Below are 17,026 nucleotides of genomic sequence, written 5' to 3'. Positions count from 1 at the left end.
CTTCGACGGGCTATCCAAGAAGCGTGGCGCCGGGACGGGGTCACAGGAAAAAGGCGGCAACGCCATAATAAGTCAGGCGAGTGGTTTCCACCGCCGGAGCGGATGACGTCCGCGCCGGCGCAGGCGACCGGCTGCGCCTGCGGGGAGGACGAGATGTCGCGACTGATGATGCGGGCGAGCCCGTTTGTGCTGGCGGTGGCAGGCTGCGGAATGTGGATGTCCGCCGCCCAGGCGCAGACCGCCGAGGCGGAAGCTCCGGCGGAGGCCGCAGCGCCCGCCGTTGCCGATGACGAACCCTCGGCTGACGAGATCATCGTCCTGGCCCGCCGCCGCAGCGAACAGCTGATCGACGTGCCAGCGGTTGTAACCGCTTTTACCGGCGAGCAGCTCGACCGCGCCGGCGTGCTCAGCGTGACCGACGTGGCGCGGCTGACCCCGCAGCTCGTCGTCGAGCAGAATGTCTCCGCCTATGGCGGCCTCATCACGCTCCGCGGCGTGGCCAGCCCGACCAGCAACACCGGCGCCGAACCGGCGGTCACGATCAACGTCGACGGTGTGCCGATCTCCTATGGCCATGTTGTCCGCCTGGGTCAGATGGATCTCGGCCAGGTCGAGGTGCTCAAGGGCCCGCAGGCTTTGTTCTATGGCAAGAACGCCTCGGGCGGTATCATCTCGCTGCGCTCGGCCGATCCGAAGGACGAGACCGAGGTGATGGTCCGTGGCGGCTATGAGTTCAAGGCCGACGAATATCTGCTCGAAGGCCTGCTGTCGGGCCGGCTGACCGAGGGCGTTCGCGCCCGCGTCGCGGTGCGCCGCGGCGACCAGAAGGGCTATGTCTACAATGACTTCCCGGGCGTGCGGCATCCGCGCGGGCCGGGGACGGAATCGACCACTGTTCGCGGCACCTTGCTGCTCGATCCGGCCGACGGGCTGACCGTTCGCCTGAAGGGCACGTTCGATGACGTCAGCGACTTCGGTAATCTGTTCCTCGCGCAGCGCGTCTATTGCCCGACGGGGGTGCCGGGCGGCAGCGCCGCGGTGCCGGGGCTTACCGACTGCCGCGCCGACAACCATACGACGCGCCAGGACCTGCCGGCCGATCTCGCCACCCGCTCGGGCAACCCGCGCTATCGCGATGGCGTGCCCTATACCGAGATCGAGCAATATGTTGTCTCGGCGGACATCAACTATGCGCTGACCGACGGCGTCATGTTCAACGCCATTTCGGGTTGGTACGGCATCGACCAGTCGTCGATGGATCAGATCAACCGCGGCTTCGCGCAGACCTTCACCGCGCTCGGCGGTAAGAAAAAGGCCTTCTCGCAGGAAGTGCGTCTGTTCTCCGACAACGCCGACGGCGCCTTCAACTGGATGATCGGCGCCTTCTACCAGAACGACACCTACGACGATTACGAGCAGGTCTCGCTGCTCAACCGCACCACCAACGTGCTGACCAACAATCGCGCGGCGGAGTTCAGCATCGATACCGAGGTCTATTCGGCCTTCGCGCAGGCGTCGGTCCAGCTAACCGACAGTGTCGAGCTGTCGGGCGGCGCCCGCTACACCGACGAGACCAAGAAGCAGAGCGTCAACCTCAGCAACAAGTTCATTCCGCAGGTAAAGTTCGACAATCTGTCGCCCGAGGTGACGCTGTCCTACAAGCCCGACCCGGACATCAACCTGTTCGCGTCGTACAAGGAAGGCTTCAAGTCGGGATCGTTCCAGATCACCTCGCTGACCTTCGCCTCGCTCATCAACAACCCGGCGGTCACCTCGATCGACAATTCGTATAGCGACGAGGTCGGCAAGGGCTTCGAGATCGGCGCCAAGGCGCTGCTGCTTGATCGCCGGCTTCGCCTGAACGCGGCTGCCTACACCTACAATTACGATGACTTGCAGGTCAGCGCCTTCGATCCGAGCACGGTGACGACGCGCATCAGCAACGCCGCCAGTTCGCGGGTGCGCGGCGTCGAGGTCGACTTCAACTATTCGATGCGAGACCAGGTCGACGGGCTCAGCCTCAGCGGCGGCCTCGCCTTCAACCGGGCGCGTTACCGTGAGTTCTTCGGTACCTGCTGGGTCGGCCAGACGATTGCAGAGGGCTGCACCATCGACAGCCCCGACGCCGGTACCGTTCCCGATCTCCAGGACCTGAGCGGCCAGGTGCTGCCGCGCGCGCCAAAATGGTCGGGCACGATTGGCTTCGACTATGAGGGCGGGGTGGGCAGCGGGCTCGAGCTGAAGCTCAACGGCCGCACCAACTATCAGTCCTTCTCCTACCTCGCGCAGGAATCCGCGCCGTGGATGACGCGCGGTTCGCAGTTCCTGTTCGACGCCGGCCTTGCGGTTGGCGCCGAGGAAGGCAGCTGGGAGCTGGCGCTGATCGGCAAGAACCTGACCAACAAATACTACGGCACGAGCGGCGCCCAGATTTCGGGGACCGGCGTCGCGGGCACCACCGGTACTGCCGGTCCGGGCCAGCGCGCCGACTTCTCCGCCGTGGTCAGCCGCGGGCGCGAGGTCTGGCTGCGCCTGACGCTGCGTCCGAACTTCCTCAACTAGCGCGGCGTCGATCGACCCAGCGCAGATGCCGGCCCCGCGAACGAAGCCATCAACTCGCGGGGCCGGACATCCCGCTGCCGGCGCGTAACAGAAAGTAGCTATGGGCGACGTTCTTCTTCTCGGATGCAGCCACTACCCGCCGCTCGCGCGGCCGGATGAGAAAATGGCCGGCATCCTCAAGGCGATGCTGCGTAACCCGCATCTCCCGCCCGAGCTCGGGCAGCCGGGCGGATGGCCGGCGGCGATGCAAGCCGAATGGAGCGACGACGAAGGCACGAAGGCGGCGGCCGAGCATCGCGACTTGCTGGTCGCCGAGTTCCGCAAGATCCGCGCCGCGCTCGATGATTTCAAGCCCGACCTCGTTCTGATCTGGGGCGACGACCAGTACGAGAATTTCCGCGAGGACGTGATCCCGCCCTATTGCATCTGCGCCTATGATTCATTCGAGTTCGGGATGCCGAGCGGCAACCTGTGGGGCGATACCGAAACGCGGATCAAGCTGCCCGGCCATCGGCAGGCGGGCAAGAAGCTGGCCGACTATCTCATCCGCAACGGCTTCGACACCGCCTATTCCTACAAGCCGCTGCACGACCCGCTCGGCCATGCCTTCACCAACGGCATCATCTATCTCGACTACGACCGGCAAGGCTTCGACTATCCGGTGCTGCCGTTCGCCATCAATTGCTACGGCCGCCGGGTCATCGTGCAGAAGGGCGGGCGCCCCGATTTCGAACGCAGCCTGACCGACGACGAGCTTGATCCCTCCGCGCCGACGCCGGCGCGGCTGTTCGACCTCGGCGCCGCCACCGCGCGCTTCTTCCAAGAGTCGCCCTGGCGCGTGGCCATCCTTTCGTCGTCGAGCTGGTCGCACGCGTTCCTGACGCCGAAGACCCATTATCTCTATCCCGACACCGACGCCGACCTGGTTCTTTACGAGGCGCTGCGCACCGGCGACTATGGCGTATGGCGTGACTATTCACCGGAGGCAGTCGAGGAGAGTGGCCAGCAGGAGGTGCTGAACTGGATGTGCCTTGCCGGCGCACTCAGCGAGCTCGGCCGCGTGCCAGCGCACACCAGCTTCGTCGAGACATGGATCTTCAATTCGTCCAAATGCTTCCTGATCTCGCCGCCGGCGTGAGCGAGCGGAGACGCGCATGAGATTGCAGGGCAAAGTTGCGCTGGTCACGGGCACCAGCGCCAACATCGGTGGCGGCATCGCCGAGGTACTCGCCGAACATGGCGCGTCGCTGGTCTGCGTCGACGCGATGGAGCGCAATGCAAAGGCCTGCGCCGCCGCGATCGTCGCCACCGGCGGCCGGGCGGTGGCGGTGACCTGCGATGTCACCGACGAGGATCAGGTGAAGGCGGCGGTGAGCGCGGCGACCGAAGCGTTTGGCGGCCTCGACATTCTCGTCAACAACGCCGCGATCTTTAACAAGAAGGGCGTGATCGACATGCCGGTCGCCGAATGGCGGCGGCAGGTCGACATCATTCTGACCGGCGCGTTCCTGTTCACCAAGTTCGGCGCCGCGGCGATGATCGAGGGCGCGCGGCGCGGCGCGATCATCAACATTGTGTCGACCGCCGGCCATCAGGGCGAACCCGGCAATGTGGCCTACAGCACCGCCAAGGGCGGACTGCTCAACTTCACCCGCTCGACGGCAATGGAGCTGGTCGGGCGCGGTATCCGCGTCAACAGCGTCACCCCGACCGCGACCGATCCGCTCGAGGCGATCGCGCGCGCCGAACGCTGGGGCAGCGAGATGAGCCTGCCGGCGGGGTGGGAAGGGCGCATCGAGAATTACCGGCGCGGCATTCCCATGCAGAAGCTGCCGACCCCGCGCGACTATGGCCAGGCGGTCGCCTTCCTTGCCTCGGATGATGCGGCGATGATCACCGGCGAGGATCTGCGCGTCGATGCCGGCGCGGTCGCCCGCTACTGGGCCTGGAACCCTGAGAAGCGCTAGCGCTTCGCCAGCGCCGACAGCACCGCGTCGGTGTCTTCGCCGACCGACGGAATATGTCGCCGCACCTGGCAGTCGGCGTCGCCGATCCGGAAGGGCGCGCCCAGCACCTCGAAGCTGCCGGCAGCGTCCTCGACCTCGCCGAACGCGCCGCGATCGCGGCATTGCGGGTCGCTCCAGATGTCCTCCGGCGCACGGTAGATGGCGCAGGGGACGCCGGCCGCCGTCATCACCCGCTCGCATTCGGCGGAGCTACGTGCCGCGACCCACTCGCGCAGTAGCGGCATGAACTCGTCGCGACGCGCCTGTACCGCGCCGCCTGCCACCACCTCGGCCACCCAGTCCTCGCGGCCGAGCAGCTTGAACACCGACAGCACGGTGCGCGGCGAGATCAGCGGGATGTTCACATGCCCGTCGGCGCTCTTCAGCGGCGGATAATTGGACTGCGCCGGCAATGTGCCGACCCGCGCCTGCTGATAGTGGAGGCCGACGAGCTGCATCATCGATTCAAGCAGGCTGACATCGACATGGCTGCCGACGCCGTTGCGCTCGCGATGGACGAGCGCGGTCTGGATGGCGGCGAAGGCGTTCGCGCCGGCGATCAGGTCGGCGATCATCACCGAATGGGTGAGCGGCGCGTCGTCGCTGCGGTCGAGCCGCGCCATCGCCATGTCGAAGCCGCTGTGCGCATGGATGACCGGCGCATAGGTCGGCCGCCGCGCCATCGGTCCCTCCTGCCCGAAACCCGACAGCGAGCAATAGACCAGCGTCGGCTTAACCCCCGCGAGCGTCGCATAGTCGAGGCCGAGGCGGGCCATCACGCCCGGCTGGAAATTCTCGACGACGACATCGGCGCCCGCCGCCAGATCGATCGCCGCCTGCCGTCCTTCCGGTGACTTCAGGTCGAGCACCACGCTCTTCTTGCCGGCGTTGTACTGGCCGAAAATCCGCCGCCAGCCGTCGTCGGCCGCCGTCTGCGACCGCATGATGTCGCCTTCGGGCGCCTCGATCTTGATGACCTCGGCGCCATAGTCGGCGAGGTAGCGCGTCGCCAGCGGGCCGGCGATCATGGTGGTGAAGTCGATCACCCGGATTCCGCTCAGCGGCGACATCATCTCAACCTCCCGTGACCTGTCTTCGGCATGACCGAAAGTTCAGGGCCGCGGCAAGCCCAGGCCGCGCTGCGCGATGATATTGCGCTGGATCTCGTTGGTGCCCATCGAGATGACGTACATCAGCGAGTTGCGCAGCTTCTGCTCGAGCTTGCCGTGGAGAAGCGCCCCTTCGGCGCCGCGCGACAGCGACGCCTCCATGCCGAACACCTCCTGAAGCCCCTCGCTCATCCGCTCGGTGAGCTCGCTCGAGAATACTTTCGTGGCCGCCGCGAGCTGCAGTGGGGTCTCGCCGGTGCCCGCCACCTCGAAGCAGTAAAGGCCGAGCTGACGGCCGACGGCCAGCTCCGCCGCCAGCCAGCCGATCGTGTCGCGAACCGTCGCGTCCTGACGAAGCGCAGGGTCGGCACGGATTGCGGCGCAGGCGTGCTCGAACAGGTTGGCGGCTTCCATGACGATCGTGGCGCCGGCGATGCCGCGCTCGGTGCCGAGGGCCCCCATCAACACTCGCCAGCCCTTATTTTCCTCGCCGACGACGCATTCGGCGGGGACGCGCATGTCGTCGAAGAAGGTCTGCGCGAACTCGCCGTCGTACATGTTGTCCATGCGGCTGATCGTGTAGCCCGGCGTACTTGTGGGCACGCAGAACATGGTGATGCCGGCGGGGTCGGGGCGCGCGGTCGGATCGGTTCGCGCCGCGAGCCACATGTAGTCGCCGTAGAAAGACGTGGTCCAGATCTTCTGGCCGTTGATCACATAGTGATCGCCGTCGCGCACCGCGCGCGTCTGCAGCGAAGCGAGGTCAGAACCGGAGCCCGGCTCGCTGTACCACATGCCGTAGAAGGCCTCGCCGCGGGCGAGCGCCGGCAGATATTCGGCCTGTTGCTCGGGCCGGCCGTACAGCATCCAGCCCACCGCCTGGATCTGCGAGCCGACGCGCGGCGCCTCGGCGCGCACCAGCTCCTGGTGCAGCGCCAGCAGCTCCATCGGCGTGCCGTCCATCCCGCCGAACTTCCTCGGCCAGTTGAGCGCCAGCCAGCCGGTCGTGCCGAACTCGCGGTTGAAATCGCGATCGTGATGGTGCGGGCGGTTGCGCGCTTCCCACTCGTCGCGGCGGCTCGCGGGCCAATGCTCGGCCAGCCAGGCGCGAACCTCGCCGCGGAAGGCGTTGGCCTCGGCGCCGAGGTTGAAATCGGGGAAGCCGCGCCCCTCGTCGAGGAAGCGTGCCGCCAGCTCGGCACGCGCGCGGCCGACGCCGCCCATGCGCAGCACGTCCTGATGCACGCGCTTGAAGTGACGCGGCGCCTCATGCTCCTCGGCATAGCCGATCGCGCCGAACGCGTGGTGGGTCTCGAGCGCCACCTGCCGCAGTGAACTGCTCGCGAAGGCGATGGCTGCCGTCGCGAGCACATGCCATTCCGGGTCGCCGGCGTCATGCTGCGCGCCCGCGCCGTCGATCGCCTGCTTGACGCCTTCGAGCGCGATGTAGCTGTTGGCGAACTTGTGCTGGATCGCCTGGAAGCCGCCGATCGGCCGGCCGAACTGCTTCCGCTCCTTCGAATAGTCGACGACCATTTCGAACGCGCGCTGCGCTGCACCGTAAGCGCGCGCCGCCAGTGCCAGCCGCGCGACCAGGGCCACCGTCGCAAGCCGCCCGGCGGGGAGGTCGATGAAGCTCGCCGCGGCGTTCGTCAGGCGAAGCGTGGCGAGGCCGGCGGCGCCGACCGAACGAGTCGGGATGAGCTCGGCGCCGTCGCCCAGCCGGACGATGGCAAACCGCGTCGGCGAGACCGCGGCGACGAGGGTGGTGATGCCGGCAGCGGCATCAAGGTAGCGAAGCTCGCCGCTGACCGTATCGCCGTTCTCGACCAGCGTGCCCGCGGTACGGTCGCCATCCTCGGGGCCGAACGACAGCGCCGGAAACTCCGTACCGGCGGCGATGCTGTCGAGTAGCGCATCGGCTCGGCCGGCGAGCAGCAGGTTGATCATCGACGTCGCGAAGAACGGGGCGGGGCAGGCCGCGCGGCCCAGCTCTTCGTGGACGAGCAGGATTTCCTGGACGCCACCCATCGATCGGTCGGCGCCGAGCGCGGACAGGCCCATGCCGGCAAGCTCGGCACCGATGCGGCGAACGGCGCCTTCATCGCTGCCGAGTTCGACCGCCTTTAACGCCGGCCACTTGTCCTCGAGGAACGAGCGGACGGCATCGAGAAGCATGCGGCGCTCGTCGCTGCCGGGGGTCTGTGGCGTCGCGACGTCTGTGTCATGCCGTGCCAGTTGATTCATCGCGAAAGGCCCTCCCCGATAAGCCGCCGCGTTCGACATCCAGTGGAGCGGTGCGGCGTTATTGAACGATTGCCCTGTTGAGATGGCGCGAGACGTCGCACGACATCCGAAATGCCATCGCGGGCTTGCCGCATCATTAGCGCAAGGCCGGCAATACAGAACGCGTATTTGGCCGAAGCGGGCAATTACATGAATGTATAATTCCCTGCGGCGGTTGACCTCGGCTGGTGGCGGATCGAGAAGTTGCGGCGCTGAACCGGCGGATGGCCGGCGGCAGGGGGAGGTCGATCGTGGATCTGGGCATTCGGGGCCGCAAGGCCATCGTCGCCGGCGGCAGCGCCGGCCTCGGCGCGGCAAGCGCACAGGCATTGGCGGCAGAAGGCGTCGAGCTGTTCATCTCCGCGCGCGGCCGGGAGCGGCTGGAAGACTTCGCCGCGCAGGTCGCGCAGGAGACGGGCGCTAAGGTCACGGCGGTCGTCGCCGATCATGGGACCGAGGCCGGCCGGGCCACGCTGCTCGCCGCCTGTCCGGAGCCGGACATCCTCGTCATCACCTGCAGCCCACCCGCGATGACCGAGGACTATCTCGAGATCACGCCGCAGGATTACCGGGACTCGGTCGAAACCACGCTGATCGGCCCGATCGAGCTGATGCGCGCGACGCTCGAGGGCATGGCGGAGCGCGGGTTCGGCCGCGTCGTCAACATCGCGACGATCGGCGCCAAGGCGCCGTGGCAGGCGCGGCTGCTGTCCGGCCCGACGCGGTCGGCGCTGCTGAACTTCGTTCATGCCGTGAGCAAGCGCTACATCGCGCGCAACGTCACGATGAACAACCTCCTCCCCGGCATGTTTCACACCGCCACCTCGCTGGAGCGCTTCACGCAGATGGCGGCCGAGAAGGGCACGACCTACGAGCAGGAGGAGTTCGCCTTCGCCAAGAAGCGGCTGCGCATTCCCGCCGGCCGCTTCGGGCAGCCCGAAGAGCTGGCGCCTTTTTGCGCAATGCTGTGCGGCGCGCAGGCCTCGTTCATCACCGGCCAGAGCCTCGTGATCGACGGTGGCGGCATCACCTCGCTGCTCTGATCTTTCACGCTTTCGGGGATACCGCATGACCGCCATCACCGCCGAGAACAGCAGCCGCTTCGCCGACACCGCACGCGGCCGCATTCACTACAACGAGGCCGGCGAAGGGCCGGTCGTCATCATGCTCCACGGCTCCGGCCCCGGCGCGACCGGCTGGAGCAACTTCAGCCCCAACATCGGCCCGCTCGCCGAACGCTATCGGATCATCCTCATGGACTTCCCCGGCTGGGGCCAGTCGGACGCGCTCGACTCCAGCGGCGAGCATCTGCTGGTCGCGTTGGCCGACGCGGTGAAGGCGTTGATGGACACGCTCGGCATCGATCGCGCGGCGCTTGTCGGCAATTCGCTTGGCGGCATGGCGGCGCAACTGTTCGCCAGCCTGCATGCCGATCGCATCACCCACTTGATCACGATGGGCGCACCCGCGCCTGCCGGACCCCCGCAGTTCTTTTCGCCGGGCGGCATCAGCGAGGGGCTGCGCACGCTGTTCGAGGCCTATCACGCGCCGACGCTTGAGAATTTCCGGCGGCTGGTCGGCATCATGGTGTTCGACCCCGCTTTCATCACCGACAGGCTGGTCGCCCAGCGGCGCGAAGGCGCGGTCGCCAACCCGCAGCACCTCCAGAACTTCCCGCGCAATGCCGGCGCGATGCCCAGCCTGAACGCGCCCGAAATCGCCCGGCTCGGCGACGCGCTGGCGATGATCGCGACGCCGGCGTTGATCATCCACGGCCGCGACGACCGGGTTATCAACGTCGAGAACAGCCTGCGCGTCGCGGCGATCATCCCCAACTCGACGCTGCTGGTGTTCAATCGCTGCGGCCACTGGGCACAGCTCGAGCACGCCGCCGCGTTCAACCGGCAGGTCGACGCCTTTATCGCGGCGCACGGCTGATGCCCGCGCCGGGCGTCATCGACATGCACACGCATGTCTGCCCGGCGACCTTTCCCGATTGCCCCGACGCCACGGTGCGGCGGTGGCCGTGCATGGTCTGCGAGGCGAATGGTAGGCGAACGCTGACCATTGACGGCAAGCCGTTCCGACAGCTCGATGATCGCTCATGGAGTGCGGCGCGCCGCCTTGCCGACATGGATCGCGACGGCATCGCCGTGCAGCTCCTCTCGCCGATGCCCGAGCTGCTGTCCTATTGGCTGCCCGCGGATGCGGCAGAGGCGATGTGCGATCACGTCAACGCCACGCTCGCCGCGCTGGCCGCCGAGGCGCCGACGCGATTTCGGGGGATCGGCATGGTGCCGCTGCAGGATCCCGACCGCGCCGTCCGCTATCTGCCGCGGCTGGGGGAGGTGTTCGGGATGGAAGGAGTGGAGATCGGCAGCAATATCGATGGCCGCCTGCTCGGCGATACCGCCCTCGATCCCTTCTATGCCGCCGCCGAACAGCAAGGTGCTGCGATCTTCGTCCACGCGCTTCACCCCTTGGCGCCGCCGACGGGTGCCGACGCTGCACTGGTCAACGGTGCGGGCTTTCCGCTCGACGTGGGGCTCGCGGCCGCTTCGCTGATCAGTGCGGGCGTCATGGCGCGCTATCCGAAGCTGCGGCTCGGCTTCAGCCACGGCGGCGGTGCGCTGCCGTCACTGCTCGGTCGGCTCGACAAGGTGTGGGCGCTGTCGGGCGAGGGAGGTGAGCGCCCTTCGGTTACGGCGGAGCGCTTCTTCTACGACAGCAATGTCTACAGCCCCGACCTGCTGCGCGATCTCGCAACGCGCGTCGCGCCGGGACAGGTCTTCGCGGGCAGCGACTATCCCTATCGCATCGAGCAGACCGGGCTGGCGGCCTACCTCGACGCCGCAGGCCTCGCCGCCGACGCGCGTGAGGCACTCCGTACCGGCGCGGCGCGCCGCTTTCTCGGGATCGACAGCTGATGTCGGCGTCGGTTGCCGTCGCGTCGGTTGACGACATCGCGCGCGCGGCGCGCGCCTTTCACGCCGAGGTCCGGCGCCGCGGCAGCTATCGCATTGTGCTGACCAACAACATCGCGTCGAAGCGCTCGATGAGCGATGCGGCCGGCAACAGCCTGTCGCAGTCGGTGTTCCGCCCGACCCCCGACGAGGGGTATCGCCGACGTCCCGCGCGCTTCGGGGCGATCCTGCCGCTGGCGCAGGCGGCCCGCTACGAGAGCGTGCCCTTCTGGGTGAACGCGGCCGGCATTCACAGCGTCCACCCCAATCCGCAACTGTCGCAGATCGACCTCGCCGCCTTCGCCGGCGGCGCCTTTGCCCGATCGGCGATCGTTGTCCCGGTGCATCTGCCCTTCGGCCAGATCGGGATCGGCGTCTTTGCGCCGATGGATCGACGTTGCGCCGACATGTCCGAGGCCTTCGCGCGGGATGCCGATGCGCTGACCATCCTGACGCGCCGCTTCATCGCCACCTACACGCTCGTCACCCGGCGGCGGCACTGGCTTCCCGGCGACTGCGATCTCACAGCGCGCGAGATCGCCTGCCTGCGCGGTGCGGCGACCGGCAAGACCGATCGCGAAATCGCCGACCGCATCGGCCGCAGCCACGCGACCGTCAGGTTCCATATGCACAACGCCTGGGCAAAGCTCGATGCCGTCACCCGCACGCAAGCGGCGTTCAAGGCGGGGCAGCTCGGGTTCATCGGGGAAGTCGGCTGATGGCCGACTGCATCAGGATCGAGGTTGCCGACGGCATTGCAGATGTTCGGCTTAATCGTCCCGCCAAGCGGAACGCGCTCAACCTCGACATATTCGAGGGGCTCGCGGTGGCTATCGCTCGGTTGGCGCAACGCCAGGACATCCGCGCCGTCGTGCTCTCCGGCGAGGGCGACGCCTTCTGCGCCGGGATCGACATGGAGCTTCTGTCGAACCCGGCGCCGCTTGCGGACCTGGCGGCCCGAACACACGGTGCGGCGAACCTCTTTCAGTACGCCGCATGGGGCTGGCGGATGCTGCCGATGCCCGTCATCGCTGCCGTTCACGGGGTGGCTTTCGGCGGTGGGTTGCAGGTCGCGCTTGGCGCCGACCTGCGCGTCGCCAGACCGGATGCGCGGTTGTCCTTCATGGAAGGAAAATGGGGTCTCGTCCCCGACATGGCCGGCACGCTCCTGCTCCGCGATCTGGTGCGCGATGATGTTGCGCGGGATCTGCTGTTCACGGCGCGCCAGCTGACCGGGGAGCAGGGCGCCGCGCTGGGTCTGGTCAATGCCCTTCACGCTGAGCCTCGCGAAGAAGCCTTGGCTATCGCGCGATCGATCGCCGTCATGAACCCCGAGGCCGTCCGGGCTGCCAAGCGGCTTCTCAATCGCAAGCTGGCGATCGAGGCGGAGGGGCAGCTTGTGGCTGAAGCGCGGGAGCAGCAGGCGCTTCTCGCAGGCGGTGCGGTTCAAGCGGCCGTCGCGAAAGCGCTCGCCCGCTAGCCTGCCTATGCCACAGTGGAGGATCGATGGATTGCTTTGACGTTGTCATCGTCGGCGGCGGGCAGGCCGGCGCACAGGCGGCGGTGAGCCTGCGCCAGCTCGGGTTCGCCGGCACCGTCGCTATCATCGGCGAGGAGCCGGTACCCCCCTATGAGCGGCCGCCGCTATCGAAAGAGTATCTCGGCGGAGAGAAGTCGTTCGGTCGGCTGCTGCTTCGTCCGGATGCTTTCTGGCGCGATCGCGACATCACGCTGCGGCTTGGTCGCCGGGTTGAGGCGGTCGACCCGGCAGCTCATCACGTCTGGACCGATGATGGCACGACTATCGGCTATGGTCAGCTCGTCTGGGCCGCTGGCGGCTATCCGCGCCCGCTGCCGATCATCGGCGCCGAGCTGCCCGGCGTACACATGATCCGCACCGCCGCGCAGGTCGATCCCCTGCGCGCCGAGGTCGCGGCGGCAGCGTCGGTCGTGGTCATCGGCGGCGGCTATATCGGCCTCGAAAGCGCCGCGGTGTTGGCGAAGCAGGGAAAGCGGGTCACCGTCATCGAGGCGCAGGAGCGCGTGCTTGCCCGCGTCGCCGGCGGGCCGATCTCGCGCTTCTTCGAGGCCGAGCATCGCGCGCGCGGCGTCGATGTTCGCACCGGCACAGGCGTTACCTATCTCAGGGAAGCCGCCGGCCGCGTCAGCCATGCCGTGCTCGGCAGCGGCGAGGAGATCGCCGCTGACGTCGTGATCGCCGGCATCGGCCTGATCCCCGCGCAAGCCGTGCTCGCCGAAGCGGGGGCCGACTGCGCGAACGGTGTCGTCGTCGACGCGCTCTGCCGCACCACGCTTTCCGACATTTTCGCAATCGGCGACTGCGCGCTCCACCCCAACGTCTATGCCGGCGGCGAACGCGTCCGGATTGAAAGCGTCCAGAACGCCATCGACCAGGCCAAGACGGTCGCCGGCGTTATCGTCGGCCAGCCCGGACCCTACCGCGCCTTCCCCTGGTTCTGGAGCCATCAATACGACCTGAAGCTCCAGACCGCCGGGCTCAACCACCGCTATGACGCGACCGTGCTGCGCGGAGATCCGGCCAGCCGCAGCTTCAGCCTGATCTATTTGCGTGCTGGCCGGGTCGTGGCGGTCGACGCAGTAAACAGCATCAAGGATTTCACGGGCGGCAAGGCGCTCGTCGAGGCAATGGCGGTGGCAAATGCTGGGCGGCTGCGCGATGTCAGTGTGCCGCTGAAGGAGATGGGGTAGCGCACAGGCCGAAGCTAGGCTGTCGACCGAGCCTCGTATCTTCAAACCGAAGGTCTAGGCAAAAAATCAATAATTAACATGCGTTTATCGATGGATTGCGCAAAGGAGGCTTTAGGATAAGCCCCAGATAAGCCCAGTTCGGTACCTATTTACTGACTCCCTCCGTGTTGCACGCAAGCGTACGGCCGCGATGGCAGACAAGCTACACGCCAAAACGGACTATTCCCGCTCGGTGCGCGGCGCAATCGACTTGCTGAAGATGAGCAACTCGTTAGAAAATCTCTTCGGGGGGACGCGCACACGATGACGCTTGAACATGAGGCTATGCCGGGCCGATGAATTTACTCGGCCTGCGCTTAATAGCGCAAATTATGGACTGGACCGACGACGGAGTGGCGACGGCCGAGTACAGTTGGCTGCGGCTTATGGCTGCCACCAAATATGACGGCTACAGCGATTTTCGTGCCGGATCGCGCTTCATCGAAAACTTGGCGATCTGGCTCAAGCAGTTCGACGCGGAGGACCGTCAGGCAGCCTATAATTTTATCAAGCACCGGCTGGTTTATATTTCCAACGCCGAGCTTTACCGCGCTATCGAGGCCTTTTACCCGGAAACGGTGACCCCGCACTTGCGAAGGCTCGCCGCTCAGCAGGCTGGCATTCAACCGCACGAGGTATGGGGTAGTAGCGAAGGGGTGGCTGCGTTTCGGCGGATCAAGCGACGGTCGCTCTTCATAGGCATGAGCGATGGTAGCCGCATCGACATCATGCGACGCGCCAACAGTGGTCGCATTACCCAGGAGCAGGTTGTACCAATGATGAATATTGGTACTGAAAAGTGGCTCGATCTCGCGAAGAAAATCAAAGAAGCCGACGCTGGCGACGAGCGGTTCGAGCATGTCTACTTAATTGATGATTTCACGGCTTCTGGGACAACCTTTATTCGATTCAAAGGTGGCGAGTGGAAAGGCAAGCTCCAGAAGTTCAACGATATGCTGATCGGCGCGCGCAAGGCGGTTGAGGACCAGGGTAAAATCTTTCCGATTGTTGAGAACTATGCGCTGCACATCCACCATTATATCTCGACGGCTCAGGCGCACGAGGCACTGCGGCAACGTACCGAACGCGCAAATAGCGAATGGGCGGACCGCACCTTTGGTTCGATAGACGTAACCCAAGGCACTTTGCTGCCCGAGTCACTTAAGCTCAGCGCCGGCCGTGACGACGCTACAATCGCGCTATGCGAAAAATACTATAACCACGACCTATACCTGCGTTTGATGGAGCATGCCGGCGAGGCGGAGCAGTCCGATCTTAAAATGGGTTATGCCGACTGTGCGCTGCCGCTCATTCTTGAGCATAATACGCCAAACAACAGCATTCCGCTGCTCTGGGCGGAAACGTCCGACGAAAACGGCCATGCGATGCAGCCCTTGTTTCGTCGACGTGATAGGCACGGCTGACTATGGCAAATCCGTTTCTCCGTCGCGCAACTGAATACATTCGTGACGACACCACCTTCCTTGAAATCGTAAGCCCGGCGCCGCTCACGGCCTTTTTAGCGGAACACCCGCGCAAGGCTGCTATTTTCGACTTGCCTATCCGTATTGTGGGAGCGCCTGGAAGCGGGAAAACTATGCTGGCCATGCTGGCCGAGTTTCGCCTCGTCGAAACAGTCCTACGCGACCCTCTCAATGAAACCTACAAGCAGCTTAGCGTTGCGCTCGCCGGGGCAGGATTTCTAGAAGATGGGAGGCCAAGCGTCGCCGCAGTGCGCATTCCCATGGAATCAGAATATCGAGACTTTTGGGAGCTGCCCTACGAAGATAGCGTCAAGACCAAGCTCGCTTTGTGGCTTGTGCAGGCTCGCACCATGCTTGCTCTGCTTCGCGGCCTCACAAATGGTGATCATCGCCGCCTAGACGATATTCGCTTCATCGCGAGGGACGCCTCAGAAGCTCAGCTTGAGCAGATTGGGGGGCTGAGCGCGGCTGGCATTCGCGACCGAGCGCTGGAAGTGCAGCGTGCGATCTATTCAATAGGCGCAAGCCTTCTGCCACCTGACATCGACAAATTGCCGAAAGCGGCAACTGATCCCTATCAGCCTTTCGAGTGTATCCAGGAGATCGAGATCCCCTGGCTAGGGGAGCGACTAACAGTCAAACCGCTCGCTATCCTCGATGACGTTCACGCACTTCATCCCGATCAGTTCGAGCAGATGTTCACGGCGCTTGCGCGGCGGGAAATCAAGTTTGGACGCTGGCTAATGATGCGCCTTGATGCGCTCAGCCCGGGTGCTGTTTTCCGCTCGGCGCGCAGCGTCGCCACGCACAATCTCAAGCCCGACCGCGACTACGTCGACATATTCATGCAAGGCGGCGAAGGCCGCGACAAGGAGCGGCGGCGCTTCCGGGAAATGGCGGCGGATATGGCAGACCGCTATCTCCCGCGGGTCACCGCCTTCCGTAATCGCAGCCTTCCGCCATTTCGCCGCCTCGTCCCCGATGAGCCGCCGCGCCTCTCAGAAGCGAAGCTACGTGAACTGGCGGCCACTGTTGAGCGCGACCAGCGCCGCTTCGACGTGACGCCGATCCGACGTGCGGCAATAGAGGAGCTCGTCGCCAGCTATTTTGCGGGAACTCAGTCGGGCGATCGAGAGCCGGAAGTCGGCTTGGCCATGGTCCGTGTCCTGATGGCGCGTTACGCAAACCGAGTGTCGGATCAGCAGGTTTCTCTATTCGAGGACTTCGATCCCGAGCCGCGGATCCCGCTCAAGGCAAATGCGCCTGTCGCGGAGGCCGCAAGGCTACATCTCCATGCACTGAGCGGGCGTGCATTCCATTACGGCTTCGACACGCTGTGCGACGCTAGCAACGAGAATGCCGAATTGTTCCTACAGTTAGCTGGCGCACTGGTCGCGCGTATGGAGACTCAGGCGATCCGAGGACGGGCGTTGACCCTTCCAGCGAACGCGCAACAAGAGGTTATGCGAGCCAAAGCCGTGGAGATCATGAACGGCTGGGCTTTTCCATTTGCACGCCATGTGCGCGCAATGGTCGATGGCATCGCAGAGGCGTGTCTCGAAGTTTCGCTTCTCCCGCATGGACGTCTCGGCGCCGGAGCAAATGCGATCGGTGTTCCGGAGGAGGAGATGGGCAAACTCCTCACCTCAAACGATGAGCTTGCGCTCATCCTCAAATATGCTGTCGCTCATGGCGCAATAGAAGTCACTCGCGATTATGGCCAAGGTGGCAAAAGCTGGTGCCTCATAGAGCTCAGCGGTGTCGTCGTCCTATCTCATGGCCTTACCTTGCGCCGAGGTGGCTTTCTCGAACGCAATATAGCCTATTTGCGCGAGCTGGGGGGCTAG

The 17,026-nt window shown here is 65.4% G+C and carries 13 protein-coding genes; 11 read left to right on the top strand and 2 right to left on the bottom strand.

Features of this window, described 5'->3' with window-relative positions; all coding sequences use genetic code 11:
• Positions 1 to 153: 153 nt before the first annotated feature.
• From ACFOMD_RS01500 to ACFOMD_RS01490, 3 genes are all read left to right on the top strand, one after another.
• Positions 154 to 2,562: a TonB-dependent receptor gene (locus tag ACFOMD_RS01500; RefSeq protein ID WP_380855733.1), complete on the top strand. Its 2,409-nt coding sequence runs from the start codon at positions 154 to 156 to the stop codon at positions 2,560 to 2,562.
• A gap of 163 nt (positions 2,563 to 2,725) precedes the next feature.
• Positions 2,726 to 3,700, top strand: coding sequence for a DODA-type extradiol aromatic ring-opening family dioxygenase (locus ACFOMD_RS01495; protein ID WP_380855730.1), 975 nt, complete (start codon positions 2,726 to 2,728; stop codon positions 3,698 to 3,700).
• A 16-nt stretch (positions 3,701 to 3,716) separates the two neighbouring features.
• The gene (locus ACFOMD_RS01490) at positions 3,717 to 4,529 is read left to right on the top strand and encodes an SDR family NAD(P)-dependent oxidoreductase (protein ID WP_380855727.1); all 813 of its coding nucleotides are present in this window, start codon (positions 3,717 to 3,719) and stop codon (positions 4,527 to 4,529) included.
• On the opposite strand, the gene ACFOMD_RS01485 is transcribed toward ACFOMD_RS01490, so the two are convergent.
• Positions 4,526 to 5,641, bottom strand: a complete 1,116-nt coding sequence (locus ACFOMD_RS01485) for a CaiB/BaiF CoA transferase family protein (RefSeq protein WP_380855724.1) — start codon at positions 5,639 to 5,641, stop codon at positions 4,526 to 4,528. The two genes, ACFOMD_RS01490 and ACFOMD_RS01485, sit on opposite strands and share 4 nt — an antisense overlap.
• A gap of 39 nt (positions 5,642 to 5,680) precedes the next feature.
• Complete coding sequence (locus tag ACFOMD_RS01480; protein WP_380855721.1) at positions 5,681 to 7,924, bottom strand: acyl-CoA dehydrogenase family protein; 2,244 nt, start codon at positions 7,922 to 7,924, stop codon at positions 5,681 to 5,683.
• 290 nt (positions 7,925 to 8,214) lie between these two features.
• Between ACFOMD_RS01480 and ACFOMD_RS01475 the strand changes: the two genes are divergently transcribed.
• From ACFOMD_RS01475 to ACFOMD_RS01440, 8 genes are all read left to right on the top strand, one after another.
• Positions 8,215 to 9,006: an SDR family oxidoreductase gene (locus tag ACFOMD_RS01475; RefSeq protein WP_380855718.1), complete on the top strand. Its 792-nt coding sequence runs from the start codon at positions 8,215 to 8,217 to the stop codon at positions 9,004 to 9,006.
• Between the two features lie 25 nt (positions 9,007 to 9,031).
• The gene (locus ACFOMD_RS01470) at positions 9,032 to 9,901 is read left to right on the top strand and encodes an alpha/beta fold hydrolase (RefSeq protein ID WP_380855715.1); all 870 of its coding nucleotides are present in this window, start codon (positions 9,032 to 9,034) and stop codon (positions 9,899 to 9,901) included.
• Complete coding sequence (locus tag ACFOMD_RS01465; RefSeq protein WP_380855712.1) at positions 9,901 to 10,890, top strand: amidohydrolase family protein; 990 nt, start codon at positions 9,901 to 9,903, stop codon at positions 10,888 to 10,890. The genes ACFOMD_RS01470 and ACFOMD_RS01465 overlap by 1 nt, the downstream gene beginning before the upstream one ends.
• On the top strand, positions 10,890 to 11,645 hold the full coding sequence (locus ACFOMD_RS01460; protein ID WP_380855709.1) for a helix-turn-helix transcriptional regulator: 756 nt from the start codon (positions 10,890 to 10,892) through the stop codon (positions 11,643 to 11,645). Before ACFOMD_RS01465 ends, ACFOMD_RS01460 begins: the two co-directional genes overlap by 1 nt.
• Complete coding sequence (locus tag ACFOMD_RS01455) at positions 11,645 to 12,406, top strand: crotonase/enoyl-CoA hydratase family protein (RefSeq protein WP_380855706.1); 762 nt, start codon at positions 11,645 to 11,647, stop codon at positions 12,404 to 12,406. Before ACFOMD_RS01460 ends, ACFOMD_RS01455 begins: the two co-directional genes overlap by 1 nt.
• A 26-nt stretch (positions 12,407 to 12,432) precedes the next feature.
• Entirely contained in the window at positions 12,433 to 13,656 is a 1,224-nt protein-coding gene (locus ACFOMD_RS01450; protein ID WP_380855703.1) for an NAD(P)/FAD-dependent oxidoreductase, read from the top strand.
• 335 nt (positions 13,657 to 13,991) lie between these two features.
• The gene (locus ACFOMD_RS01445; RefSeq protein WP_380855700.1) at positions 13,992 to 15,119 is read left to right on the top strand and encodes a phosphoribosyltransferase-like protein; all 1,128 of its coding nucleotides are present in this window, start codon (positions 13,992 to 13,994) and stop codon (positions 15,117 to 15,119) included.
• Between the two features lie 2 nt (positions 15,120 to 15,121).
• Positions 15,122 to 17,026, top strand: a complete 1,905-nt coding sequence (locus ACFOMD_RS01440) for a hypothetical protein (protein WP_380855697.1) — start codon at positions 15,122 to 15,124, stop codon at positions 17,024 to 17,026.

The sequence above is a fragment of the Sphingoaurantiacus capsulatus genome, from assembly GCF_042648405.1.
GTDB classification, from domain to species: domain Bacteria; phylum Pseudomonadota; class Alphaproteobacteria; order Sphingomonadales; family Sphingomonadaceae; genus Sphingoaurantiacus; species Sphingoaurantiacus capsulatus.
Note: the sequence above shows the minus strand (reverse complement) of the source record. Positions and strands in the feature narration are given on the sequence as shown.